Source organism: Cytobacillus sp. FSL W7-1323, assembly GCF_038595015.1.
In the GTDB taxonomy this organism is placed as follows: domain Bacteria; phylum Bacillota; class Bacilli; order Bacillales; family Cytobacillaceae; genus Cytobacillus; species Cytobacillus kochii.
On sequence record NZ_CP151998.1, the window covers coordinates 1,011,236 to 1,035,918 of the forward strand.

25 protein-coding genes and 1 riboswitch are annotated in these 24,683 nt (G+C 35.4%); of the genes, 19 read left to right on the forward strand and 6 right to left on the reverse strand.

Features of this window, described 5'->3' with window-relative positions:
• The first annotated feature begins 85 nt into the window (after positions 1 to 85).
• From MKX67_RS05265 to MKX67_RS05280, 4 genes are all read left to right on the forward strand, one after another.
• A complete protein-coding gene (locus MKX67_RS05265; RefSeq protein WP_095370320.1) occupies positions 86 to 520 on the forward strand; it encodes a MerR family transcriptional regulator in 435 nt (144 codons plus the stop codon).
• The gene (locus MKX67_RS05270) at positions 513 to 863 is read left to right on the forward strand and encodes a DUF4260 domain-containing protein (RefSeq protein WP_095370319.1); all 351 of its coding nucleotides are present in this window, start codon (positions 513 to 515) and stop codon (positions 861 to 863) included. The genes MKX67_RS05265 and MKX67_RS05270 overlap by 8 nt, the downstream gene beginning before the upstream one ends.
• A 270-nt stretch (positions 864 to 1,133) precedes the next feature.
• Entirely contained in the window at positions 1,134 to 1,274 is a 141-nt protein-coding gene (locus MKX67_RS05275; protein ID WP_342488985.1) for a hypothetical protein, read from the forward strand.
• A 165-nt stretch (positions 1,275 to 1,439) separates the two neighbouring features.
• Positions 1,440 to 1,610: a hypothetical protein gene (locus tag MKX67_RS05280; RefSeq protein WP_342488986.1), complete on the forward strand. Its 171-nt coding sequence runs from the start codon at positions 1,440 to 1,442 to the stop codon at positions 1,608 to 1,610.
• A gap of 96 nt (positions 1,611 to 1,706) precedes the next feature.
• On the opposite strand, the gene MKX67_RS05285 is transcribed toward MKX67_RS05280, so the two are convergent.
• Entirely contained in the window at positions 1,707 to 3,365 is a 1,659-nt protein-coding gene (locus MKX67_RS05285; protein ID WP_342488987.1) for a glutamine--tRNA ligase/YqeY domain fusion protein, read from the reverse strand.
• A gap of 194 nt (positions 3,366 to 3,559) precedes the next feature.
• Here MKX67_RS05285 and MKX67_RS05290 point away from each other — a divergent pair, with 194 nt between their 5' ends.
• From MKX67_RS05290 to MKX67_RS05300, 3 genes are all read left to right on the forward strand, one after another.
• Positions 3,560 to 4,006 carry a GNAT family N-acetyltransferase gene (locus MKX67_RS05290; RefSeq protein ID WP_342488989.1) on the forward strand — a complete coding sequence of 149 codons (447 nt, stop codon included), beginning with the start codon at positions 3,560 to 3,562 and terminating at the stop codon, positions 4,004 to 4,006.
• Between the two features lie 21 nt (positions 4,007 to 4,027).
• Positions 4,028 to 4,381, forward strand: coding sequence for a hypothetical protein (locus tag MKX67_RS05295; RefSeq protein WP_342488990.1), 354 nt, complete (start codon positions 4,028 to 4,030; stop codon positions 4,379 to 4,381).
• Between the two features lie 113 nt (positions 4,382 to 4,494).
• Positions 4,495 to 5,388 carry a peptidoglycan DD-metalloendopeptidase family protein gene (locus tag MKX67_RS05300; protein WP_342488991.1) on the forward strand — a complete coding sequence of 298 codons (894 nt, stop codon included), beginning with the start codon at positions 4,495 to 4,497 and terminating at the stop codon, positions 5,386 to 5,388.
• A 400-nt stretch (positions 5,389 to 5,788) separates the two neighbouring features.
• Here the strand turns inward: MKX67_RS05300 and MKX67_RS05305 are convergent, their stop codons facing one another.
• Entirely contained in the window at positions 5,789 to 6,706 is a 918-nt protein-coding gene (locus MKX67_RS05305) for a DUF1002 domain-containing protein (RefSeq protein ID WP_307317131.1), read from the reverse strand.
• A gap of 330 nt (positions 6,707 to 7,036) precedes the next feature.
• Between MKX67_RS05305 and MKX67_RS05310 the strand changes: the two genes are divergently transcribed.
• The 4 genes from MKX67_RS05310 (at position 7,037) to MKX67_RS05325 (ending at position 14,665) form a co-directional block, all read left to right on the forward strand.
• Positions 7,037 to 9,784, forward strand: coding sequence for a GTP-binding protein (locus MKX67_RS05310; RefSeq protein WP_342488992.1), 2,748 nt, complete (start codon positions 7,037 to 7,039; stop codon positions 9,782 to 9,784).
• Positions 9,785 to 10,217: 433 nt separating this feature from the next.
• Positions 10,218 to 11,588, forward strand: coding sequence for an aspartate kinase (locus MKX67_RS05315; protein ID WP_095370313.1), 1,371 nt, complete (start codon positions 10,218 to 10,220; stop codon positions 11,586 to 11,588).
• A gap of 313 nt (positions 11,589 to 11,901) precedes the next feature.
• Positions 11,902 to 13,527: a M20/M25/M40 family metallo-hydrolase gene (locus MKX67_RS05320; protein ID WP_342488995.1), complete on the forward strand. Its 1,626-nt coding sequence runs from the start codon at positions 11,902 to 11,904 to the stop codon at positions 13,525 to 13,527.
• A 316-nt stretch (positions 13,528 to 13,843) separates the two neighbouring features.
• Positions 13,844 to 14,665: a TerC family protein gene (locus MKX67_RS05325; RefSeq protein ID WP_095373520.1), complete on the forward strand. Its 822-nt coding sequence runs from the start codon at positions 13,844 to 13,846 to the stop codon at positions 14,663 to 14,665.
• Positions 14,666 to 14,702: 37 nt separating this feature from the next.
• On the opposite strand, the gene MKX67_RS05330 is transcribed toward MKX67_RS05325, so the two are convergent.
• Positions 14,703 to 15,221, reverse strand: coding sequence for a QueT transporter family protein (locus MKX67_RS05330; protein WP_307317121.1), 519 nt, complete (start codon positions 15,219 to 15,221; stop codon positions 14,703 to 14,705).
• A gap of 6 nt (positions 15,222 to 15,227) precedes the next feature.
• Positions 15,228 to 15,272: riboswitch (PreQ1 riboswitch) on the reverse strand.
• Positions 15,273 to 15,912: 640 nt separating this feature from the next.
• Between MKX67_RS05330 and MKX67_RS05335 the strand changes: the two genes are divergently transcribed.
• The gene (locus MKX67_RS05335) at positions 15,913 to 16,179 is read left to right on the forward strand and encodes a hypothetical protein (RefSeq protein ID WP_095370310.1); all 267 of its coding nucleotides are present in this window, start codon (positions 15,913 to 15,915) and stop codon (positions 16,177 to 16,179) included.
• 155 nt (positions 16,180 to 16,334) lie between these two features.
• Here MKX67_RS05335 and MKX67_RS05340 read toward each other — a convergent pair whose 3' ends face one another.
• Entirely contained in the window at positions 16,335 to 16,778 is a 444-nt protein-coding gene (locus MKX67_RS05340; RefSeq protein WP_095370309.1) for a GNAT family N-acetyltransferase, read from the reverse strand.
• Positions 16,779 to 17,308: 530 nt separating this feature from the next.
• On the opposite strand from MKX67_RS05340, the gene MKX67_RS05345 reads away from it, so the two are divergent.
• Positions 17,309 to 17,434, forward strand: a complete 126-nt coding sequence (locus tag MKX67_RS05345; RefSeq protein ID WP_095370308.1) for an FbpB family small basic protein — start codon at positions 17,309 to 17,311, stop codon at positions 17,432 to 17,434.
• A gap of 469 nt (positions 17,435 to 17,903) precedes the next feature.
• On the opposite strand, the gene MKX67_RS05350 is transcribed toward MKX67_RS05345, so the two are convergent.
• Positions 17,904 to 18,212 (reverse strand): hypothetical protein, encoded by a 309-nt coding sequence (locus MKX67_RS05350; protein ID WP_095370307.1) that lies wholly within the window; start codon positions 18,210 to 18,212, stop codon positions 17,904 to 17,906.
• Positions 18,213 to 18,534: 322 nt separating this feature from the next.
• On the opposite strand from MKX67_RS05350, the gene MKX67_RS05355 reads away from it, so the two are divergent.
• The 6 genes from MKX67_RS05355 to MKX67_RS05380 all read left to right on the forward strand — a co-directional run bounded on the left by MKX67_RS05355 (position 18,535) and on the right by MKX67_RS05380 (position 23,309).
• Positions 18,535 to 19,380 (forward strand): alpha/beta hydrolase, encoded by an 846-nt coding sequence (locus tag MKX67_RS05355; RefSeq protein ID WP_095370306.1) that lies wholly within the window; start codon positions 18,535 to 18,537, stop codon positions 19,378 to 19,380.
• A gap of 202 nt (positions 19,381 to 19,582) precedes the next feature.
• Positions 19,583 to 20,302, forward strand: a complete 720-nt coding sequence (locus MKX67_RS05360) for a carboxymuconolactone decarboxylase family protein (RefSeq protein WP_095370305.1) — start codon at positions 19,583 to 19,585, stop codon at positions 20,300 to 20,302.
• Complete coding sequence (locus MKX67_RS05365) at positions 20,299 to 20,985, forward strand: CoA transferase subunit A (protein WP_095370304.1); 687 nt, start codon at positions 20,299 to 20,301, stop codon at positions 20,983 to 20,985. The genes MKX67_RS05360 and MKX67_RS05365 overlap by 4 nt, the downstream gene beginning before the upstream one ends.
• 7 nt (positions 20,986 to 20,992) lie before the next feature.
• Positions 20,993 to 21,637 carry a 3-oxoacid CoA-transferase subunit B gene (locus tag MKX67_RS05370; protein WP_342489257.1) on the forward strand — a complete coding sequence of 215 codons (645 nt, stop codon included), beginning with the start codon at positions 20,993 to 20,995 and terminating at the stop codon, positions 21,635 to 21,637.
• Positions 21,634 to 22,827, forward strand: a complete 1,194-nt coding sequence (locus MKX67_RS05375) for a thiolase family protein (protein ID WP_095370303.1) — start codon at positions 21,634 to 21,636, stop codon at positions 22,825 to 22,827. Before MKX67_RS05370 ends, MKX67_RS05375 begins: the two co-directional genes overlap by 4 nt.
• 263 nt (positions 22,828 to 23,090) lie before the next feature.
• Positions 23,091 to 23,309 (forward strand): hypothetical protein, encoded by a 219-nt coding sequence (locus MKX67_RS05380; RefSeq protein WP_095370302.1) that lies wholly within the window; start codon positions 23,091 to 23,093, stop codon positions 23,307 to 23,309.
• 21 nt (positions 23,310 to 23,330) lie between these two features.
• Here the strand turns inward: MKX67_RS05380 and MKX67_RS05385 are convergent, their stop codons facing one another.
• A complete protein-coding gene (locus MKX67_RS05385) occupies positions 23,331 to 24,668 on the reverse strand; it encodes a hemolysin family protein (RefSeq protein ID WP_095370301.1) in 1,338 nt (445 codons plus the stop codon).
• Positions 24,669 to 24,683 lie beyond the last annotated feature (15 nt).

A 24,683-nucleotide genomic window follows, 5' to 3' on the forward strand; every position in this document is an offset into this window, starting at 1 on the left:
TAAAGATTGGGAAAATTCAAAAATATATTGACCTTGTAGTAAGCTCCAATGTTATCTTCAAAATAAGAAGAAAAGGAGGAAGGAAATGTATATTAAACAAATCGCTTCTCAATATGATATTTCTAGTGAGACAATCCGTTACTATGAAAAAATCGGTTTAATTACTCCAGAAAGATCTGAAAATGGCTATCGATTATATACAGACAAAAATGAAAGAGAACTCAAATATATCATTGTGTTAAAACAATTAGGATTCTCTTTACAAGAAATCAGTGAACTGTTTATATTAGATCGGACTCAGCCGTCAGAGGATTGTAAAATAAAATCGGAGCAGTTAATAGGTGTAAAGGTTGATAGTGTTGAAGAGAAACTTCACTTTTTGACAGTTGCTTTGGAAGCTTTAAAAGAGATTCGTTTCATGATAAAGGAAGGAAACTTTAAAGAGAACCAAAGAAACTTAGATCAACTCATTCACCATGTATATGAACAGATGAAAATAGGTGGTGTGGAAAATGAGTAATCGCATTATTGTTAAATGGGAATATATTCTTTTACTATTATTAACAGTAGTAGCTTATATTACTTGGGAATTCTCAATACTTGCCTTTGTTATTTTTTTGTTTTTACCAGACGTCTTTATGTTTGGCTATCTCCTCAACAAAAAAGTAGGGGCGATTCTCTATAATATAGGCCATACATTTATTTTCCCCCTATTGATTTTAGGAATTTATTTTGTAATAAAGGAACCTATATTATTGATGGTATCTTTGATCTGGTCTGCTCACATTAGTATGGATAGAGCCTTAGGATACGGTCTTAAATATGAAGAAGGGTTTAAAGTAACACATATACAAAAAATATAGAAAACAAAGTACCGTAATTTAGGTAAGGTAGCGAACCATTTTTTTTATAAGGAAAAAGTGTTGGCAAGCAAAATGCTTCATAAATATCATTGGAATTATCAGAAATGTTGGCCAATCTGAAAGACGAAAAAAACCGGCTTGCCAGGTAAGTTAATAGGGCGATGAAGTAGAATGATGATTAAGGGTTTCCGCGATTAATAAGTGAAGGAATAGAGAAATCGAAGTGGGGTAAAAGGGAGAAATTGCGACTAATAGGTGAAGGAATAAAAAATGAGTAGGGCAAATGGTGAAATCGCGACTAATAGTTGGGAGAATAAAGAGATGAGTAGGGCAAAAGGAGAAATCGCGACTAATAGTTGGAGAAATAAAGAAATGAGTAGGGCAAAAGGAAGAATCGCGACTAATAAGTGAAGGAATAAAGAGATGAGTAGGGCAAAAGGAGAAATCGCGACTAATAGTTGGAGAACCAAAGAAATGAGTAGGGCAAAAGGAAGAATCGCAACTAATAAGTGAAGGAATAAAGAAATGAGTAGGGCAAATGGTGAGATCGCGACTAATAAGTGGAGGAATAGAGAAATGAGTAGGGCAAATGAAGGAATCACGACTAATAGTTGGAGGAATAGAGAAATGAGTAGGGCAAAAGGAGAAATCGCGACTAATAGTTGGAGAAATAAAGAAATGAGTAGGGCAAAAAGGGCCTACAAATGTGAGAAAGAATTAACGCTCTCGCATATTGATGCAAGCTAAAGGGACAAGTAAATAATCAATAAAGTGAACGGTGTAAAGATCAGATCACGAAAAACACGAATGATTCATTAAGTAGAACCATTCGTGTAAAATATCTTACTTATTTAGCTTAAAAGAGCTTTTTAACGATACAATTCGGTTGAAGACTGGTTTTTCAGGTGTACTATATTTAGAATCGACATTGAAGTAACCGTGACGGAAAAACTGGAATTTATCTTGTGGTTGAACATCTTTCAAGTTTGGTTCAATAAATCCTTGCACCACTTCAAGTGAATTTGGATTAATATAGTCTAAGAAATCTTTGTCTTCTGATGCTTCTTCTTTCATTTGCTCGTCTAATACTAAAGGTTCATATAGACGGAATTCAGCAGGGATGGCACTTTTTGCATCAACCCAGTGTAATGTACCTTTGACTTTACGACCTGTAAAACCTGAGCCACTTTTCGTTTCAACATCATAAGTGCAGTGTAATTCAACAACATTACCATCTTCATCTTTAATCACATCATTACATTTGATGAAATAAGCATGCTTTAAGCGCACTTCATTTCCAGGGAAAAGACGGAAATATTTTTTTGGAGGATTTTCCATAAAGTCCTCTTGTTCTATATATATTTCACGAGAGAATGGAATTTGTCTTGTACCCATTTCCTCGTTTTCAGGATTGTTTTCCGCTTCTAACCACTCGGATTCACCTTCAGGGTAATTGGTAATTACAACTTTTAAAGGTTTCAAGATTCCCATTGTTCGTGGGGCACTGAGTTTTAAATCCTCGCGCACATAGTGCTCAAGCATCATTTCATCCACTGCACCACTACCTTTAGAGACACCTGTTTCTTGAACAAATTCACGAATGGCACTAGCAGTATACCCTTTGCGACGCAGACCCGATATCGTTGGCATTCTTGGGTCATCCCAGCCATCAACAATTCCTTCATCTACTAATTGCTTTAGTTTTCGCTTACTCATTACTGTATTTGTAATATTTAAGCGTCCGAATTCAATCTGTTGTGGTTGGTTTTCCATTTCACATTCCGCTACAACCCAATTATAAAGAGGACGTTGATCTTCGAATTCTGTCGTGCATAATGAGTGCGTTACACCTTCGATTGCATCTTCAAGCGGATGGGCAAAAGCGTACATAGGATAAATACACCATGTATCACCCGTATTGTGATGAGTCGCATGAGAGATACGGTAAATGACAGGGTCGCGTAAATTTAAGTTTGGTGATGACATATCTATCTTTGCACGCAAAACTTTTTGACCGTTTTCATATTCCCCGTTTTTCATTTTTTCGAATAGGTCTAGGTTTTCTTCAATTGAACGGTTACGATAAGGACTTTCTTTACCAGGCTCAGTTAAAGTCCCACGGTACTCACGAATTTCATCTTGGTTTAAATCATCGACATATGCTTTGCCTTTTTTAATTAAAAGCACTGCACGGTTATACATTTCATCAAAGTAATTAGATGCATAATGTAGCTCTTCCCAATCATACCCGAGCCATTTTACATCTTCTTTAATGGCATCGACATATTCTTGGTCTTCTTTTAGTGGGTTTGTATCGTCAAAGCGTAAGTTTGTTTGCCCGTTAAAATCGTCTGCTAAACCAAAGTTAATAATGATGGATTTGGCATGTCCAATATGAAGATAGCCATTTGGTTCAGGTGGGAAACGGGTTACAACAGTGTCGCGCTTTCCATTTTCTAAATCTTCTTTAATAATTGTACGAATAAAGTTTGATTGTTCCAATCCGATATCAGCCTTTCTACCTTGTTCTTTACCTTATTTTAATCTGAATAAGCCTATAAATAAAGTGCCTGTTGATTCTATCTATTATATACAAAAAAAGCGCGCTTAAAAAGTTTTTCTCCATATAAATAAGGAGGGGATCGTCTTTTTGTCATGAATATATATAAGGGTTGGACAATGAAGGGGAGAGTTATATGGCGAAAGACTGGCGAATCATTGCTTATGAAAAGAAGTATGCCCTCTCGACAGTTAGCTTTTGGAGGGAGAGTAAAGAAACTGCTATTGGTCAAAAGGAAATACATAGTATGACAGAGCATATCTATTTTCTCAATCATATGTTAACAAAACAATTTCAAGTAGATTTAGCGGTGCTAAATGAAACGCCAATTGGCATGATTGCTTATAATGAAGGCGAGATTAATCAACTATATGTACATTTAGCTCATCAAGGATTGGGGATTGGTGGGGCATTATCAGAGCATGCGAAAGCTCGTTCATGCGGGCGTTTAAAATTATATACTTTCGATGTAAACAAAAAAGCACAGCAGTTTTACGAAGGCAAAGGATTTAAAAAGATTGCCTTTAGTAGTGAGAACGAAGAAGGGCTACCTGCAATTGAATATGAGTGGATCCGATGTTAAGTAGAGGAAGTGAAGGGTGAAATGCGCGTCATTTTAAGTGTGAGCATGATTGTAGTTGGAAGCTTTTTGTTATCTTTAACATCTGATCAATTAGGTAGAAACGGAAATGGAATTATGCACATTATTGCTTTAGGGCTGTGTTTCTTGGCTATTATTGTAGTAAGAAAAAGGAGAGTTTCTTTAAAAACGACTATTTTGAAAGATAAGAAAGTCTTACTTGGTATTGTTTTTTCCTTACTATTGTTTTTCGTTGGAGCAGTTCTACTCTTCCATAATATAAGATATTGGCACTTTTGGGGCATAGGATCAATGCTTGTTTTATTTATTAGTTTGGACAGAGTGGAGAGGTTATTACAAAATATATCTGAGCAATGAAGGTACTTTATTCAGTCGCTCTACAGGGTCAAAAGTCATTTTCATAAAAAGGGGGAACATTTAATAGTCGTCAGACGTAATTTAGATAACTTTACGAGAAAAGGAGACATTCGATGACCTTTGATATCCTTTTTTTATTATTTATTCAGTTTGTTTTACCTGTTGTTTTTTCTTTTTCATTATGGAAAGGAAAGGTTCATAGTAAGCTAGACTGGCTTTTACAGGCTACGATGACAAGTTTACTCATCCTTTGGCTGTTCTTTTCCTCTCCTTGGGATTTGTTTAGTTACTACTTACGATTTCTTATTTTGGTCTTTTTCATTGCTGCTGTATTTTTATCTTGGAAGAAAGTGAACAAACTACCGTTTAAGACAGAATTCAATTTATCGCAAAAAATATCAATGGTCATTTACGGGCTTCTTATTCTTGTTTTTGGTTATTATAATGTATCGACATTTAGTGGGTTCTCGACGAATATGAAGGCAGTACAGTTAGATTTCCCGCTGCATGATGGGGTTTATTATGTTGGGCAAGGTGGCAGTCATGTCCAAATCAATTATCATCATGCTCATGAGAGTCAAGCCTATGCGGTAGATATCGTGAAATTAAATGCGCTAGGTAGTCGAGCAACTGGAATTTATCCCAATGAGTTGGATAAATACGAAATATTCGGTGATGAGCTAACAAGTCCGTGTACTGGAGAGGTTGTCCAAGCGGAGAATGATTTAGCAGATTTAGTCCCTCCCAATGCAGACCCTAAAAATGCAGCAGGTAATTCAGTTGTTATATCCTGTGAAGGTGTAGAGGTTTTACTAGCACATATGCAAGAAGGTAGTGTACGTGTGCAATCAGGTGACAGGGTAGAAGTAGGCGAGCCAATCGGTTTAGTTGGCAATTCAGGTAATACGTCAGAACCACATCTACATATTCATGCTGAAAAAGACGGAAAAAGCGTTCCGATTGAATTTGATGGCAGATTTTTAGTTAGAAATAGCATCGTTTGGTGATTGTCAATGAAGAAAGGCTATATGTCAATCGTTTGTTCCCCTTGGGTGATTAACAAAGTTATGGAGGTTTGCTGCCAGAAATTCAAGTGATAGCCAAACACATGAGTTTTGCCCAGCTAAGTAAGCTGAAAACTCCCAAGAAGGCCGAGCAATTTCGATTTGTGCTCAGCTAACTATGCTGAATACCCAAAGAAGCCCGTGCACCCTCGATTTCCCCAGCTATCTATTGTGATTACCCGCATGGTGTCTCTTCACTTATATATTGATAGTTAGCTATCATGCATTTACTACTTTAGAAATAAAAAAGTAAGTGAGTTTCACAAAATTGGTCTTGTTTGTCCTACCGAAATCTTTCAAAAAGAGAAGAACCAACTCCGTAATTGGAGTTGGTTCAAATTTATTAGGAGAAAATTCCTTTTATAGAATCGATTAAATTCTTAAAGAAGTCAGATACAGCTTGAAGAAAACCTTTATCACCAACTGCTTCTGAAATTTTTTCCTGTACACTATTGGCCAAATCCTCTAATTGGGATTTGACATTATCAAAGTTAATATTAAGTTCTCGCATTTTTTCAAAAAGGTCATAAAGGAGCTTGCGGTCTTCTTCGCTAAGCTGTATTTCTAGCTTTTGCATTTGTTCATCAACAATTTGTTGGATATCTTCCTTTGTTGCAGGGTTTTGCTCAGCTATTTCTTTTTTGATTTCAGTGAGCAGTTCGGTTACCTTCTCTTGGTCCATACCTTCTTTTTTTGCTAAATTTGTCGCAATACTTAGTTCTTCGTTAGCTACTTCTGTTCTTTCCTCATCTAACTTCTCGCCTTCACCTTGGTCATAGGCTTTGTATATTCCAACTAAAGCTGAGTGACCACTGACTTTTACCGGAGAAGCGATATCAACTATGGCTTCTTCTATACCAGCTGTAAGTAAGGCATTGGCATACATTTCATCAGTTACTTCAGTAATGTTTTCAGGTGTCATTTGGTTGATGATTACACCCTTACCTGTATCTGTGCGCGTAATCTTCGCGGAGGAATACATATTAGAGCGGGGATCACCTTTAATATAATGAACAATATCATCAGCAGTAATAATAATTTCTTCTACTTTACTGTTTTCTTTTACACCTAATAGCTTTTTGGTTTCCTCTTTCTGGCTTGAACTTAAAGCCTCACCATAGGCAACAATTGGTAATCCGTATTTCTCATTAATACTTTCCTCAGAATCGGCTGACCCTGTTGAAGCAAAAACAGTGGTTTGTAATGAGAATAATAGGGTAATAGTTGTAATAATAGTTAAAACCCTCGATTTTTTCTTCATCGTATGACGCTCCTTTCACTAAGATTATAGACGTTTCAGGATAAAAAAGGTTTCATTTTAAAGAAATTGATGAGAGGTATGTATAGTATAAACTCGGCATACTCTAAAAAATATAATCCTATCAAAAACTAATTCCTATTCAACGTGCAAAAAAGGTAACAATGCAACGAATAATATAAATGTAAGTTAAAAATATTACATTCTTCAACATTTATGTATCAAAAATGATAGCTAAATGAAATTATTTGCAGTGATTATTTTGTTAGAATAACAGGATAGAAGCAGATAGGATAATGGTTCTATCCTAAATTGCAAAGAGAGGGAACAATCATGAGTATAGAAAATCAATTAATTAATAAACAATTCCATGACACATTTACAATTAATCATGAACATACACATCCCGTTGAAGTATTAGGGAATGCTTATATGCAAGAGAATTTAAAAGAATCGCCAGACCTGACAATGATTCGGTTTGCACAAGGTGAAGTATATTTTCATCATAAAGATTATGAAGCGGCCATCTTTAAATGGGAAAATATAGATAATGAGTTTCAACCATGGGCACGGAAAAATGTCGCAGATGCCTATTTTGAATTAGACCTCTTAGGTACTGCGGAGGAAATTTATTTATCAATTGATACAGATTCAGATGTATTGAAGATAGAAGTACTCCTCCAATTATTCTCTCTATACATACAACAGGGAAAATTAGAGAAGGCAGTAGATGCTATTAAAAAAGCAGTCTTCTTAAATCCGGATTATCCAGATGTAACAAGAATCGCACGCGTCTTTTTTGAAGACCATCAAGATTGGCAAAATGCAGTGGAATTAGCTGTAAATGAAGCCATGAGAACGCAAGAAATTAGCTGGTTCCACACATTAAAGGGATATGTTGTAGAAGGGAAAACGAAAAAAACGGCTCCCAAGTATTTTATTGAGGCGTTAACGATTCTTTATCAAAATGATGTTCGCCAGTTCGAAGCTGTATCTGTCGCATTTTGGCAAAGCTATAAAGGGGAAGAATACTATTTTAATTGGTTAGATGAATTTAACCAACTTATGCAAAAGTTAGATACACAAAGCGGGTATCATTGGAACGAATTATCGGTTATTTATCATGATACTTATTTCGAATTAATAAATGGCGAAAAACAAATAAAAGAGATTTCTAAAATCGTTCCACCTCATTTGCAAAACTGGTTGAGAATCTCTTCAGATACTTACCGCCTTATTGCATCGGCTTCAGTTCTTGCATGGAGTGATCTATTTACTAAGAGTTTTGATGCTGAAGTGATGAATGATGCGGAAAGAATGATAGAAGAAGCAGCGCCAGTGGAGCATACGCTTGAAGAGAATTATCAATTATTCCAATCCATTATGGAGTGGGCAAGAAAACACGATGTATTAATGGGTGCAAGATTTGAATGGATGGTAAAAGAACTACTTGATTTAGAAACAAATCATGTCATCATTGCGGGGATGTCTGGGAGTGGAAAGACTGAGTTTGTCCAAGAATTACTTGGAGATTATGTGAAAGCAGAGAATACAACGGCAACTGTGATGTATAAGCATGCTGATTATAAAGAACTCACTTCCATTTCTGATACTGCTATTATCCCGCTTGACTCTATGGATGATTTAAGAACAGGAGAAAAACGATCGGACCAAGTATTGGTCGATTATAAACATTCTCTACCTTTCCTATCGCAACAAAGAATGGCGGTTATGGATACACCAGGCCTTTCTAGCAGTAACAAGTATAGAAATGATGTATTTCAATATTTGCATTTTGCCGATAGCCTGTTATTTATCTTAAATGCAGAGTATCCGTTAACAGATAGAGAATTAGATGTTGCCGTAAAAATTAGAGAGCAATCACCTAGTCTACCGGTGCATTTTATTTTAAATCATATGGATGCAGCTAGTAGTGAGGAAGAAGCCATGCAGTGGATGGATGAAACTGCTGATAGAGTTTCTACCTATTTTCCAAGAGCAACAATCTTTGCTTACTCACCGCAATATGATCCAACAGAACAGTTGAAAGATTTTGCAGTATTTTTAGCTGGATTGAATGAAGGACGTCATTTAATGCAAGAGCGGACAGAGAAGATGCTGCATTATATTCAAAAATCGATTAAGTTTCTTCTTGATAAACGAATAGAAAAAGAAAATGCGCTAATTGATGATATGAACTGGCATGAAGAAATGTTAACAAAGTTGAATGGTGCTATTCATCAATTAGAAGATATGGAAGAAGAAAAAGTGAAAAATATCAGTCACTCTTATCGTGATATTAAAAAGACGATGGAAGATAAGCTAGCCGCAGCTATTCCAGATATTTTACGTGAGTGTAGCCAATTGATTCGAGAAGATAGTGACTTTAGTAAGCTTCATATCGAGTTGAATAATGAAATGAATGAACGAGTCCAACAGTATATATCCGAAAAGGTATTACCGGAATATAGGGAATCCATTCAAGCTTGGATTATGGAAAGTGAGCAAGAATTTTTGACAGGCCAGGCTTTCTTAGTAGAGATGGCGGATAGCTTCAATGAATTATACGGCTTTGAAAAATTACAATTAAACTGTGATTTCCGTATTCTCGAAGATTGGAAGCGCGATGCTGACCGCCTGACTCACGGTACTGTAAGGTTAGATAAAGCGAATATTATGCTACGTCATACACCAACGCAAATGCTATTGAAAAGCGCAGGGAAGATCTTTGGACTCATCCCACAAAATAAAACAATGCTTTACAATAAGTATAAACAATTTGTTGACAATGAGGACTATCGTGAGGTAGCAAGTCAAATTACAGACAACTTTATCCAGCAATTTGAACTTTTTGAGAAAGCGTTGGATCGTGATATTCAAATGTTTTTCCAATCACCATTTGCGGTATTAGAAGAAACAGTAAAAGAATCTCATATGACAATTGCAAATGATAACAAAGAACTAGAGATAATGAGAAGTAATCCAGAAGTCTACCATGATCCATTAAAATTATTTGAGTTAAAATGGAAGCAATATGAATGGATGACGGAGAAGTCTCAAACACCAAAGCAATATATTTAATCAATATAGCTGATAAAATACCCGTATGAATGAACTGAAGCACCGTAGACTATGTCTACGGTGTTTTTAGATAAGTTTCCTAAGGTCAGTAAAAGACAAAAGTGCTGAAGTAAGGAATGGAGTAATAGTTGCAATAGGAAAATATCGATTAAAGATTGTTTAGAAGTAGTGCTTAAATTATTTTCAACTAGCTGTTGTTAAGAAAAAGCATATCATTGGCATTTGAAGAAAAATGAGTGGTATTTTCACTGATTTTCTTTACAAAAACAAGAATTTTTCGCATTGGTATCTACTAACAAATTGTTCATTTCATCACATTTATGTCCTTTCTAAAAATACATTTGTTCTCACTGGGTAGAAAAAGTTCTTGATTATTTCTCATTCAGTAGTAGAATGAAGATATAAAATAGAGAATAAATTGGGAGATGTCTTGATGAAAGTTGTTAAATTTGGCGGTTCATCGCTTGCCGATGCTAAGCATATAAAGCGTGTGTTTGATATTGTGCATTCTGACAATGAAAGAAGAATAATTGTGGTGTCGGCTCCGGGTAAAAGACATGAGAATGATACAAAGGTGACTGATTTACTTATTTCATGTGGTTTGCATGCAATCAATAATGAAGATCCGAGTCCTTATATTGAGCAAGTGGTCGCTCGGTATAAAGAAATTGCTGACGACCTTATACTACCGCCAACCATCATTGAGACGATTCAAAATGATTTATTAGTGAGGCTGGCTGGAGATAAAAACAACCCTGAACAATACTTAGATTGTATAAAAGCAAGTGGAGAAGATAACCATGCTAAATTGGTTGCATGCTATTTCCAAGAACAAGGCGTGAAAGCTAAGTATATGAATCCTAGAGAAGCAGGGCTAATTGTTTCAAATGAGCATGGCAATGCGCAAGTGTTACCTAAATCTTATGAAAAGCTTAGACGTCTACGTGAGTCTTGTGAACTGATTATTTTTCCAGGATTTTTTGGTTATGGCCAAAACGGAGGGATATTTACTTTTTCTCGTAGTGGTTCTGATGTCACCGGGTCGATTTTAGCATATGCGGTAAAGGCAGATGTATATGAAAATTTCACCGATGTGGATGCAGTCTTTTCAGTAAATCCAACTTTCGTTGAACAGCCAAAAGAAATTAAAGAATTAACTTATCGAGAAATGCGCGAATTATCGTATGCAGGTTTTACTGTTTTACATGAAGAGGCGCTTATACCTGCCATTCAAGCAGGAATCCCTGTGCAAATCAAAAATACGAATAATCCAAGGGCAAGAGGCACGACGATTTTACGGACAAGAGAAAATCAAAATGGGCCAGTTGTCGGTATTGCGAGTGCTACTGGTTTTTGTAGTATTTATGTCAGTAAATATTTATTAAATCGTGAAATCGGATTTGGTCGAAAATTATATGCCATTTTAGAAGAGTTCGGGATTAGTTATGAACATACACCATCGGGTATAGACGATGTGACTGTGATTATTAAAGAGAATCAACTACAAGAAGATGAAGAAGAAGTTTTACTTAAACGTTTAGAAAGTGAATTAGTAGCCGATGAAGTACATATTCAACATAGTTTGGCGTTGATTATGGTTGTTGGCGAAGGTATGCGTCATAACATTGGCACGATGGCTCGGGCTGCGAATGCTTTAGCCAAAGCGGATGTTAATATTGAAATGATTAACCAAGGATCTTCAGAGGTAAGTATGATGTTTGCGGTTAAAGAAGTAGATGAGAAGAAAGCTGTTCAGGCATTGTATGAAGAATTTTTTGCAGAGGTCGCATTACCAATTGGATAAAGCTATGTTAGGGGTCTGTAGGGAAACCTGCATATACACTGGTAGAAAAGTGTATATGCAGGTTCTTTGTGTTATCTATACCTAAGTTACTGAATGTGAATGAATACTGTGAGTAGTTTCTGTTAAAGTTTTTAATTGTTTAACATATACCCCGTTTTCCAATTTTCTAAAAATATATTTACTTAGCTGGTACAAAGGACTAATATATTCTTTAAACAGTAGTAAAAAACACGCATCATTATACTAATTCATAAGCATATAGTATCTCAGGGCAACCACCTAGGTGATGAAAATAATAAGGGGGGCAAGTGATATGAGCACAGATATGTTTATTCAATCTAAAAGTCAAATGTTGGCCACTTTATTAGAGCTTGTGTCCATTGATAGTGTTAGCCTTTCACCAGGAGAGAAATACTTTCCTTTAAGAGTGGAACAAGTATTAAAATCTTTACCTTATTACCAAAAATATCCCGGGTATGTAGTGAATCATCCGACTTCAGATGGTCGTTCTATATTAACGGCTCTATATAAAAATAACTTAGCAGAAAAAACGGTAGTGATGATTAGTCATTTTGACGTAGTAGATATTGAAGACTATGGTGACCTGCAGCATCTCGCTTTTAATCCTGTTGAATTGACGAGAGAGCTGCATAATCGTCTTGATACCTTACCGGAAGATGCAAAAGAAGATTTAATTAGTGGAGATTGGTTGTTTGGTAGAGGTATGATGGATATGAAATGCGGATTAGTTCAACATATGTCTTTGTTAGAAAAAGCGGCGAATGAAGACTGGAACATCAATTTGTTATTAGTAGCTGTCCCAGACGAGGAAGTGAATTCAGTTGGTATGAGAGAAGTGATTCCAAGATTAGTTTCTCTTGGAGAAGAACATTGCCTCAATTATACATTATATTTAAATTCCGAGCCGATGTTTTCTCAAGTTCCCCAAGATAATAATCATTATTTTTATACAGGAACGATAGGCAAAATTATGCCGGGAGCATTGTGTTTTGGGAAAGAATCTCATGTCGGTGAGCCGTTTTCTGGGATGAATGCTTGTTGGATGTCATCTATTTTAACGAATGAAGTTGAGTGGAATGAAGAGCTTTCAGAACAGGTAAATGGTGTGATGTCTCCTCCACCGACATTGCTTTGGCAAAGAGATTTGAAAAAAGGCTATACGACACAAATTCCTCATCGTTCAGCAAGTCTTTATAATGTGTTATTAATGAAAAGAAATCCTGTTGATGTCATGCATGAAATGAAGAAAGTGGCTATAAAGGCCGCTGATAAAATGGAAGCATTTATAAGAGATAAATATCGATTAAATGGTTTGGATGAGTCACAGTTATCACATATTCACGTTTATTTGTATGAGGAAATCAGGGCTTACGCAGTCAAGAAAACAAGTGCAGAGTATATAGATATACTAGAGCAATCGATTGCCAAAGAGACCGAGGGCGATATTCGTGATCAAACGATACAAATTGTCGACCAATTGGCAATGCTGTGTCAAGAATTAGGTCCGATGATTATTTTATTTTATGCCCCACCGTATTATCCTGCTGTTAATTCTAGTGAGAATGAGTGTATTGCTGAATTATCTTCCTCTTTAATAGAGTTTGCTGACACAAAATATCAAGAGCGTATTCACCCAGTCAATTATTTCAATGGTATATCTGATTTGAGTTATGCGGGCCTACATGCTGATTTAAAGGATATGGATATTTATAACGATAATTTGCCAGGAGGAGAGAAATTGTATTCAATCCCATTTAAGGAAATGGCAAAGATAACTGCCCCTGTAATTAATGTTGGACCAATGGGAAGGGATGCACATCAAAAAACAGAGCGTCTGCAAATTCCTTTTGCTTTCGAAACTTTACCAAAACTATTAGCCCATTTAATAAAAATACATCAACAGCAAAAAAATGATTGACAGCTGAGGTATGATTGCATATGATAGAGGTATCAAATGAATAGCATCTCCAAAGGGGAGTAGCTTTTACAGCAAAGTCGTCAATTCGGAGTATCATGCTCTCGGCTTTGTTGGCAACAATTCTGATCGTTGTTAGCAAGACCTTTACCAAATTCGGTGAAGGTCTTTTATGTTTTAAACCTTTACCGAATATCGGTAAAGGTTTTTTGTTTTTAAGTGAAATAAACAGGGAAGGTTAAGCAAATGCTAATACTGTTTTTCTTACTTGAAGATGATATTCGCAGGGGATGTTACATAAATGAAGGAGGAAATTCATTTGGAAGCAGCATTATTATTAGAGTATGGTTGGGTGCTTTTAGTTCTTATCGTATTAGAAGGATTATTAGCAGCGGATAACGCACTTGTTCTAGCCATTATGGTCAAACACTTACCTGAAAAGGAAAGAAAGAAAGCATTATTTTATGGTTTAGCTGGAGCGTTTGTATTTAGGTTTGCTTCATTATTCGCTATTTCATTTCTTGTTGATGTATGGCAAATTCAAGCATTAGGTGCAATTTATTTAATCTTTATCGCAGCGAATCATATATTCCGGAAGTTTCTGGTCAAAAAGCATGACGTGCCTGATCCTTCAGCCAAGCCGAAAAAGAAATCAGGTTTTTGGATGACGGTTCTTAAAGTTGAGTTAGCTGATATTGCCTTTGCAATAGACTCAATCTTGGCAGCAATTGCTTTAGCGATGGCATTACCACCAACTGGTATTGGTACAATTGGAAGTATGGATACAGGACAATTCCTCGTTGTATTTGCAGGTGGTATGATTGGGCTAATTATTATGAGGTTTGCAGCTAATATCTTTGTAGACTTACTTCATAAACGTCCTGGGTTAGAAATTACTGCCTTTTTGATCGTCGGTTGGGTAGGTGTAAAGTTAGCAGTTACGACTCTTGCACACCCTGCACTGGCTGTATTACCGGAGGGGTTCTCTCATTCAACCGCTTGGAAAGCAACGTTCTACATCGTTCTTATTCTTATCGCAGTAGGCGGTTGGTTCTTATCTAAAGAAAAAATTGATGAAGATGGAGCTGGAGACGACGACCGTTTAGATCAGGCATTAAAGGAAGAAAAAGAACAATTGTAAAATTTTGATTGGAGTTATTAAAAAAGCGTTCACCTCTTTAAAAGGTTGAACGCTTTTTCATATCATTAGATAAATCTAAATTACTTTTATACAACTGCTTATATAAAAAGTAAATAATAGGCATCCCGATAATTAAAACAGCAAATTCGCCAATGGCAGTTGTGAGCCATGTGAATAAGAATGGAAGGCCAATAGCAATTTTTAATTGTAAGGCAATAATCCACATCATTACAGTAAAGACGATGGTGTTTACTAACATCCGTAACCAAATATTTTTAACAAATTTAAAAAGTACTAAGCTAATTAGTAAACAGATAATGGAATGGGCGACCCCAAATGTTAAATCAAATGGCTTCATTGGTGAAAATAATAGGTTCGTTAAGAAAACACCAAGGACAATGCCGTAAATAAATTTACGATTTAAAACAATGAGATGATTAAATATCTCAGCAAAACGAAACTGAATAGCTGAAAAAGCAATTGGCTGTAATACCATTGATATGGCAATATACATAGCAGCCAAAAGACCATTAGCTACAATCATTCTAATATTCATTTGATTACACTCCTAGTTTTTTATCGTGGGATGGTTTCGAACCACGTCAACAATAGGTTATAATATCAGGTTTTAGGAGTGTTTGTAAATGGTATTTTTTAAAAGAATTATAAAGCTGCTAGAACTTTCACTGTAAAATCCTCATCAACTTTTCTTAATTCCCTTATTAAACTGCGTGTATTGGTTGTATTTACATCAGCATGCCTTAGAGAGAAATACCTTTATAAAATAAAATACTTCCGTGTGTAGTCCGTGAATTGAGATTTCATCTATATCTTTACGTTTTTCAAGTGTTACTTCAAATAAGTTCTTTAAAAATATCCATAGTACGTTTATCCATCTTGAGTTTTTAGTCTAGTTGACTTCACTTCATCTTCTATCGGATACTTAACAACCAGCTTGGCTCTGTCATATTACTCTTTTAGTACTAAAATCTGAATGCGTTTTTCTGTATTGGATGCACTAACAAGAAGCGATGTCAACTTCAATTATGTTGATCAATATTTTAAGTATGAGTAATAACCTTATTAAAAGGATACTTTCTATACGTCAAGAACATACTATTGGTGTATAACTCCTTCCAAGTAGATCTCCTCTAAGTGGGAGGTTTACTTTTTTATAAATATTTTTCTTATAAAAGGGGAAAATATTTACGACTTAAGAGTCAATAATTTAAAAGGAGTTGAAAGTTATGGCAAAAAGGTTTTTATTCATTCTTTCAAGTATCTTATTGTCTTTCTCGTTAGCAGCATGTGGAGCGAATGATGATCAAGATCAGAATCCACCTCCAGAAACCAATAATGGTGTAGAAAATGATAATAATGGTGATGAGAACATACCTGGAGTAGATGAAGATGATACTATGTTTAAAGATGATGAAAAAGATAGTGATCCGGATCCAGAAGATGCGGTGGAAGACCCGGAAGATATGAATGATAATGATAATCGAGATGAATAAACCTAAAGCCCTTCTCAATCGAGATGGGCTCTTTAACTAAAGAAACTCTGGTTAGTAAAAGACCTTCTTTTACAATTTGGGTGTTTATTATCAATAATTGGTTATAACACCAGTCTTTTCTTATCCAATTAAAATGGATAAATCTACTTCTAGAACTAAAGTTGGATGTTCTTATGCAAGAAAATGATTCTTTCTATTTCTTCAAAACCATTTTTCTTATAAAATTCTTCGGCAGGTATACCTCTATCTGTGAGAAGTGTAATGTTACTTATATTACTGTTATGAAGCTCTTTTATTAAATGATTTAACAGCGCTTTTCCAATACCATTATTTTGACTTTGTGTTTTTACACACATTTCATTAATAAAAAACTCATCTCCGCTCCACCATACTCTTTTTACACCAAGAATAAAGCCGATAATTTCGTCGTTTTCTACTGCTAAAACGCCTAAAAATCCAGGTGTCTGATAAAAACTCAGTAAATATTTTTTAGCCTTTGTAAATGTCCATTCATCATTCCATGGCTCATCATTGAATACTTCAATAAATGTTTCCGAGCATTTAGTTAAATCATTCATTTCTAATAGTTTAAATTCCAAGGTAAATTCTCCTTATCGCTAAATGTATTATTAAACCAGCCAAACCGGTTATTTATGGATTATTCTACCACAGAAAATTTGCTTATTTGGCTTTCATAGTTAATTTTCTATGTCTGGGACCTTAGCTAAAGAGGGGAGATTACATCAATAAATAAGAAAATGTAATATAAAAGGGTATTTATGTCAATATGTTTTTGATATACCAGATATTTGATAGGTCTAAGAAAATTCTCCTATATGAATACAGCTCAATATTGTTTGAATATGTTATAAAACAGTATTTAATAAGGTTTGTTTAATTGTTAAAATTTTGTGAAGGTTTTATGACATAATTATATAAAGATAGCATTTTGGTTCAAAAGTCTTGACATTTCTTCTGTTTCATATTAATCTGAATTTAAAGAAAACTCAAAAGGATTTTGTATGGACAATTAATTTTGTCAGAAAATCTTACAAAACTGTTTTCTTCTAAAAAGATATGTACTTTATTTTCAGAAAATAAAGTCATTTAAATAAGGAGAGAAATATTTATGAGAAAGAAAAAGTTATCATACATCGAATTAGTTCGTCGTAATAAAGAAGAGTTATTAAAAAATCCAGATCAGCTTGAAGTCATCGAAAAACGTTTAGAAAAAAGGCATGAAAAAGCGAAATAAAGCTTTTATATAGAAGGGGACCAGGATAATTATTCTGGTCTTTTTACTTGTAGTGAATGGGCGACCTTGTTTTATTGTTTAATTTAATATCTAGTTCTATCTCAACAGTATGGCTGGATGGATTTTGCCCATTTTTTACTATACCACCAAAGCCCATTAAAAATATCTAGTGGTTTATGAGGCGAATCGCAATGACTTTAGAATAATAATTAGTTACCCTGCTAATGGTTGTTTCTAAAAACAAGGAATAGAAGTGATTAAAATAAAAGCCGCTCAAGTAAAGTGAGCGGCTAAATTAACGTATTTATTTATTTTTATAATAGTCGAAGAAAGCTTGAAAAATCTCTAATCCTTGGAAAAATAAAAGTGTAGTTGCAGTTATTGAAAACATACTAATCATAATCATACGAACAATCATTATCATATCCTCCTTAGATTTGTGTTATATTCTTACAAATTTAAGGAATAATTAGAGATAATTAGATTGGAAGAAAATCGGCTGCTTATGTCTACTGTTTTGCATAGAAACATAAGCGAGTTGGCAGATGCCAAGTAAGAGTAAGCTGATGAGTATCAGTGAAACATGCTCGAAAACAAGAGGATGTTTTTTGAGCTCATCTTTTAATGGAGAGGTATCACTTAAATGGGAGTCGTTAAAGACTGCATGCTGATGGTCTCCCCAAGTGCTCAAACTTGAATGATCGCTAGGATAGTGGACAACTAAAAATGCACAGAACATGATAAGTAATCCAAAAGAGTATATCTTTTTGCCAGTCATCCGTACCCCACCTTTCTTTCAAGTTACTATTCATTATACCCACTTTAGCTGATTTGTAAAATAAAAGATTAAGAGAAATCATCCATTTGATTCTTCCACTTTCAATATAATTTATTAATCAAATTCGAAAAGATGACTAAAAGTAAATAGTTAAACGTATCATTTTTTATTCTTATAATTGCTCTAAAAAACAAGTGGTATTTATAGTATAACCATCAACATCAACAAGGGATTTTACAGGATATAACGATGGGGAAAGTTTTTGACATTTCAAATAATAAGGAGTATAACTAGTTTTATATTTTTATAAAGAGGTGTCATAATGGAATGTTATCAAAAAAATATTAATGGTCGAAGTATACAAATAGCTGATTACCCAGGTGAGAAAGGGACGATAATTGCTGTCCATGGGTTAACGGGTAATTATATGCAAATGCACTATTATGCAGAAAGTTTAAAAGATTATCGTATTGTAAGTATTGATGTCAGAGGTAGAGGGCAAAGTGCGGATGCAGATGAGGATACGAGCATATGGAAGCATGCTTTAGATGTTGAAGCATTGATTAAAGAGTTAAATATTGATCAACCAATTTTGATGGGGTATAGTATGGGCGCTTTTATCTGTTCTATTGTGGCCAGTAGACTTCAATCTGAAGTTCGAGGATTAATCTTGCTAGATGGTGCAGCGACATGTACACCACATCAAAAGAAGATTGTTGAACCCTCTCTTGCCCGATTGAGCAAAGCGTATGAAAGTGAACAAGCATACTTAGATGAGATTAAACAAATTTATCAAAACTTAGGTGTGCCTTGGGATGAGCATATGCAAAACGTTGGCTTATATGAGATTCATCAAATCGGTCAAAAGTGGAGAAATCATGCAAGTGAAGGAAAGATTAAAACCGATTTTGACAGTTTCTATACATTTGATCCTAAAGAAATATTTAAAGAAGTGAATTGCCCAGTCTTTCTTGTTCATGCAGAGGGTGGAATTGGTGCAATGGACCCGTTATTTCATGCAGAAGATTATATTGATACAATGGTATATGCTAAGCAAATAGAGAAAATAACGACGCCATGCAATCACTATACATTAGTGTTTACTTCAAGACCAGAAATTTACAATAGCATAAAAGCTTTTTTAAGAAATATTGATGCGACTAGTTGAAATTTTTCAAAAGTGGTGTAAAATAAAAACAAACAGAATGAAAGCCTATTCATTAGCCGTTAGAAAACGAACTTTTTTAATTAAGCTATTGGACATACTGGCTACTTTAAACTCTTCAGACTCTTACCCTTTTTGTAGGCGTCTCGTTTAAAGTAGCCTTTTTGCGTATAAATAAACATTTATAAAAAGGTGGGATATTAATATGAGTAGTAAGGGATTGGACTATTTTAAAAAAGTATATGATCAAGTTCCTGGATGGGTACAACAGATGCATGATTATAGTCCAAACATGCTCGATCAGTATACAAGTCTCCGTGGGGACATTATGAAACCGGGGGCTTTATCTGTAAAAGAAAAAGATATATTACTTGTCGGTATGAATGCGGCGAGATTATATGAAAGGAGTATGGTCTACCATACGAAGGGTGCTATAGATGGTGGCGCTTCGTTACCGGAATTAGCAGAATATTTATTAGTTAGTTATTTATATAATGGACAACAAGCTCTTCTAACTGGTTTAAAGTCCATGCAATATGCTTGTGAGTTAGTCGGTGACGAGACATTAGACCGAATAAATATAGATACTGTTGAAGAAATATTGTGTCAATATATACAAATGATCGGTAGTGAGAATGCTGCGTTTATTGAGAACGTGCTACAAACGAAAAAAGATGGCGGAGATATGGAAGAGGTCATTCTCCGAGGTGGTCATGTTTCTCGTAAGAACAAGCTTTTATTAATGAGCGGTATTTATATTACTGTTCTCAATGGTAAGATAGCGGGAACGTGGATGGAAAAAGCGAGACGAAGTGGGGCAGAAGAGCCCGAGTTAGCTGAAACAGGTGCCATTTGTTTATTGACAGCCGGTATTCCAGCTTGGTTCGAAGCAAGCGACTCTTTAAGAATGGGGCATGAGCAATGAAAATTTTTTCTACGGCAAAAGAAGCAATTGAAAAATTGGAAAGCAATCAAACAATCATGGTTGGCGGCTTTGGCTTGATTGGTGCACCGCTGACATTAATTGATGAACTTACACAAAAAGACGTCTCAGGATTAACAATCATTTCTAACAATCTCGGTGAAAAGGGAAAAGGCTTAGGTATACTCGTTAATCAAAAGAAAGTAAAAAAAGGAATTGGCTCTTATTTTACGAGTAATCGAGATGTGGGAGATGCCTATCAAAGAGGTGAGTTAGAGCTAGAGCTTCTTCCACAAGGAACTTTGGCAGAATCGATTCGTGCAGGTGGTGCAGGTATTGGTGGCTATTACACGAAAACCGGTGTAGGCACTGAACTTTCCGTAGGAAAAGAAGAAAAAGAGATCAATGGTGTGAAATATATTTTTGAACCCGCATTAAAAGCAAATGTAGCATTAGTTCGTGCGTGGAAAGCTGATACATTAGGGAATCTTGTTTATTACAAAACAGCTAGAAACTTTAATCCGATGATGGCGACAGCTGCTGATTATGTGATTGCCGAAGTGGACGAAATTGTGCAACCTGGTGAACTATCTCCAGAAGAAATCATTACACCCCATCTATTTGTAAATGGGATCGTGAAAGCAACGAAGATTTTAACGAAAGATGGGGTGAAGAGTGTTGGATAAAAATGAAATGCAAAATTTAATTGCTAAACGTGCTGCTCAAGAACTAAAAAGTGGCTCAGTTGTCAATTTGGGGATTGGTATTCCGACTCTTGTTGCCAATCATATTGCAGATGGTGATATATTTTTCCATACAGAAAATGGCTTATTAGGGGTAACGGATGTTAACGAGGCTGATATTGATCCAAATATAGTGAATGCTGGTAAGTTACCTGTAGGTGAAGCAATTGGAGCTTCATATTTTAATAGTGTGGAGTCCTTTGCTATGATTCGAGGACAACATGTAGATGTGGCGATATTAGGTGTATTACAGGTAGATGCCAAAGGGTTAATTGCCAATTGGGCAGTTCCAGGAAAAAATATTATGGGTGTTGGGGGTGCAATGGATTTACTTACAGGGGCAAAGAAAATTATTGTGACCATGTCTCATACATCCAAAGATGGTACGAGCAAAATTTTAAAAGAATGTACTTATCCAATAACATCCACAAGAAGTGTCAATTTAATTATTACCGAGCTCGCTGTTTTTGAGGTGAGAAATGGAGAATTATACTGTATAGAAATAATGCCAAATAGCACTATTGAAGAAATAAGAGAAAAGACGGAAGCTCCTTTTAATGAAGATTGCCATAATAACGGGGGGCAAACGCGATGAAAGATGTAGTGATTGTAGAAGCGAAGAGGACAGCGATTGGGAAACTAGGTGGTAGTTTAGGTAATGAAACGGTCGATTTCTTAGCTAGCCATGTACTTAAAGGGTTAATGGAAAAGATGAAGGTACCTAAAAATGAAATCGATGAAATTATTATCGGACAAGCAAAACAAAGTGCAGATGCCTCTAATTTAGCCAGGCTAGCTACATTAAGAGCAGGTTTTCCTGAAAGTATACCAAGTTATACTTTACATCGCCAATGTGGCTCAGGAGTACAATCCGTTCACTCAGCTGCCCAACAAATCATGAGTGGATTCGCCGATGTTGTTATTGCAGGTGGAGCGGAATCTATGAGCACAGCACCATATTATATGCGGAATATTCGCTTCGGCCTTAAGTCAGGAAATGGGCTTTTACTTGATCCTAATACGGAAAGTCAGCCTGGTTCACAACCTGTGGAAGAATATGGGCAATTAACGATGGGGATGACCGCTGAAAACTTAGCAGAAAAGTATCGAATTTCAAGAATGGAACAAGATGAATTTGCGCTAAGAAGCCAAGAAAATGCAAGATCAGCTATTACTGCTGGCTTTTTTGAAAAGGAGATTCTTCCTTACACTGTGAATGAAAGAAAAAAATCGTCAACTTTTATGGTGGATGAGCACCCCCGTGTAACGACAATAGAAAAACTCTCACAGCTGAAGCCAGTATTCAAACAAGGAGGGACAGTCACTGCAGGTAATAGCAGTGGTAGAAATGACGGTGCAGCTGCATTACTCTTGATGTCAAGGGAGAAAGCAGATGAGTTCTCAATTCAACCGAAAGTGAAAATCATTGCTCAAGCAGCTGCTGGTGTTGACCCTAGATATATGGGGATAGGCCCTGTACCTGCCACACAAAAGGCGTTAAAACAAGTTCAATTAACAATAGAGGATATGGATATTATTGAGTTAAATGAAGCTTTTTCAGCTCAAGCTCTAGCTGTTATAAAAGAGCTTGGATTATCCATAGAAAAAGTAAACCCGAACGGAGGGGCCATTGCTATGGGGCATCCAATTGGAGCAACTGGATCAATTCTTTTAACAAAGGCTATCCATGAACTTGAAAGAACAGGAAAGAAATATGCTCTTGTTACACTTTGTATCGCCGGTGGACTCGGTATATCCACCATTATTGAAAATTTACAAATTTAACGAATGGACATCGATTGACGGTGTCCTTTTTATTTTGAAATAGTCATTTATACCTGAAAGATGAAACTTTTTTTCGCACAAACCGTATATATAGAAAGGTTCGTACCAAGAAAGTAACTTCATATTTTGAATTAATATAGGTCAGGACTTGCCTTTTGAAAAGTGAAACATTACCTCATTTGTTGTTTAAGGGTAAAGGAAATGCTGTTTTGAACATAGAATATAGTAAATAAGATCGATTTGTTAGAGGAGGGATAGGCAGAATGATTATTGGATTAGTATCAGTCATAATGATTTTTGGTATACCGATCGTTGCGATTATTACTAGCCATTTAAGTTCTCAAACCGAATTAAAGGCGAAAATAATTGAAGATCAAATAAAATTAGAAGAATTAAAACATCAAAATTATTTATTAGAAACGGATAAAATGAGAAGAGAATTAGAAGAACAGCTCAAACTCGATGATAAAAAGTTAGTATAAGTGAAAACAAAGAGCCGTTCATTAATCAATAAGCGGCTCTTTGTTTGTCATGATAGGATCATCCATTTTTTTTACCTCGAGATAATGTATTTGGTGACCATCAATTTCGGTTACAGTAAACAAGTATCCATCCAACTCTAATTGACTACCAAGTTTCGCATCAAAATTTAATGTGAGGAACCATCCTCCAATTGTATCAATCTCATCATCTGGCAAGTCAAGGTCTAACAAATGGTTAACATCTTCAATTAATACTTTAGAATCAAGAATATAATGGCCTTCCTTTATCTTACGAATTTCAGGAATTTCATCTTCGTCAAATTCATCACGAATTTCACCTACAATTTCTTCAACAATATCTTCAACGGTTACTAATCCAGACGTTCCACCATACTCATCCATTAAGATTGCGAGGTGTATACGATCTTTTTGCATTTTTATTAATAAGTCGTTAATTGGAATGGTTTCAATAACACGCAACACAGGATTAATGAAATCATGTATAGAAAGCTTCTTTGTTTGTTCAGGCTGAAGGTTTGCGGTAAGAAACTCTTTAACATTAACAAAACCGACAATATTATCTTTATTACCATCGACAACTGGATAACGAGTGTAACGTTCTTGTTTAATAATATTTCTAAGGTTTTCAAAGGAATCATCGATAGAAAAAGTAATAATTTCTGTTCGTGGTACCATGATTTCTTTCGCTACTCTTTCGTCGAATTCAAATATATTATTCATGTACTTTAATTCGTTTTTGTTGATTTCACCACTCTTATAACTTTCAGACATTAAAATTCGTAACTCTTCTTCCGAGTGTGCTGCTTCGCTCTCAGATGCAGGTTTGAAACCGAAAAGCGCTACAATTAGACGGGCTGATCCATTTAACACCCAAATAAAAGGATAGGTAATGCGATAAAACCAAATAATAGGTTTAGCAAAACCAAGGGTAATGGCTTCTGCCTTATGAATAGCGATCGTTTTTGGGGCCAATTCACCAAGGACCACATGTAAATAAGTCACAATCGCAAATGATACACCAAACGAAATCACATGTGTAAGAGAGGCATTAAGATTTAAATTATTAAATAATGGCTGTAATAACTTGAGTACTGTGGGTTCACCTAACCACCCCAATCCAAGTGCTGTTACAGTGATTCCAAGCTGACATGCGGATAGATATTCATCTAAATGGGTGACTACTTTTTTTGCTGAAACAGCTTTACTATTCCCTTCCGCTATCAATTGATCAATCTTAGACATTCGAACCTTAACTATTGCAAATTCCGTCGACACGAAAAAAGCAGTTAAAGCAATAAGTATAACAAGTAATATTAAATTTAACGTTACCGTCAAAATGTAATCGTCTTACTT

Bases quoted from the DNA above. Each gene is read 5' to 3' on its own strand.
- MKX67_RS05265 (WP_095370320.1), top strand. From the start codon at position 86: ATGTATATTAAACAAATCGCTTCTCAATATGATATTTCTAGTGAGACA.
- MKX67_RS05270 (WP_095370319.1), top strand. From the start codon at position 513: ATGAGTAATCGCATTATTGTTAAATGGGAATATATTCTTTTACTATTA.
- MKX67_RS05275 (WP_342488985.1), top strand. From the start codon at position 1,134: ATGAGTAGGGCAAATGGTGAAATCGCGACTAATAGTTGGGAGAATAAA.
- MKX67_RS05280 (WP_342488986.1), top strand. From the start codon at position 1,440: ATGAGTAGGGCAAATGAAGGAATCACGACTAATAGTTGGAGGAATAGA.
- MKX67_RS05290 (WP_342488989.1), top strand. From the start codon at position 3,560: ATGGCGAAAGACTGGCGAATCATTGCTTATGAAAAGAAGTATGCCCTC.
- MKX67_RS05295 (WP_342488990.1), top strand. From the start codon at position 4,028: ATGCGCGTCATTTTAAGTGTGAGCATGATTGTAGTTGGAAGCTTTTTG.
- MKX67_RS05300 (WP_342488991.1), top strand. From the start codon at position 4,495: ATGACCTTTGATATCCTTTTTTTATTATTTATTCAGTTTGTTTTACCT.
- MKX67_RS05305 (WP_307317131.1), bottom strand. From the start codon at position 6,706: ATGAAGAAAAAATCGAGGGTTTTAACTATTATTACAACTATTACCCTA.
- MKX67_RS05310 (WP_342488992.1), top strand. From the start codon at position 7,037: ATGAGTATAGAAAATCAATTAATTAATAAACAATTCCATGACACATTT.
- MKX67_RS05315 (WP_095370313.1), top strand. From the start codon at position 10,218: ATGAAAGTTGTTAAATTTGGCGGTTCATCGCTTGCCGATGCTAAGCAT.
- MKX67_RS05320 (WP_342488995.1), top strand. From the start codon at position 11,902: ATGAGCACAGATATGTTTATTCAATCTAAAAGTCAAATGTTGGCCACT.
- MKX67_RS05330 (WP_307317121.1), bottom strand. From the start codon at position 15,221: ATGAATATTAGAATGATTGTAGCTAATGGTCTTTTGGCTGCTATGTAT.
- MKX67_RS05335 (WP_095370310.1), top strand. From the start codon at position 15,913: ATGGCAAAAAGGTTTTTATTCATTCTTTCAAGTATCTTATTGTCTTTC.
- MKX67_RS05345 (WP_095370308.1), top strand. From the start codon at position 17,309: ATGAGAAAGAAAAAGTTATCATACATCGAATTAGTTCGTCGTAATAAA.
- MKX67_RS05350 (WP_095370307.1), bottom strand. From the start codon at position 18,212: ATGACTGGCAAAAAGATATACTCTTTTGGATTACTTATCATGTTCTGT.
- MKX67_RS05355 (WP_095370306.1), top strand. From the start codon at position 18,535: ATGGAATGTTATCAAAAAAATATTAATGGTCGAAGTATACAAATAGCT.
- MKX67_RS05360 (WP_095370305.1), top strand. From the start codon at position 19,583: ATGAGTAGTAAGGGATTGGACTATTTTAAAAAAGTATATGATCAAGTT.
- MKX67_RS05365 (WP_095370304.1), top strand. From the start codon at position 20,299: ATGAAAATTTTTTCTACGGCAAAAGAAGCAATTGAAAAATTGGAAAGC.
- MKX67_RS05370 (WP_342489257.1), top strand. From the start codon at position 20,993: ATGCAAAATTTAATTGCTAAACGTGCTGCTCAAGAACTAAAAAGTGGC.
- MKX67_RS05375 (WP_095370303.1), top strand. From the start codon at position 21,634: ATGAAAGATGTAGTGATTGTAGAAGCGAAGAGGACAGCGATTGGGAAA.
- MKX67_RS05380 (WP_095370302.1), top strand. From the start codon at position 23,091: ATGATTATTGGATTAGTATCAGTCATAATGATTTTTGGTATACCGATC.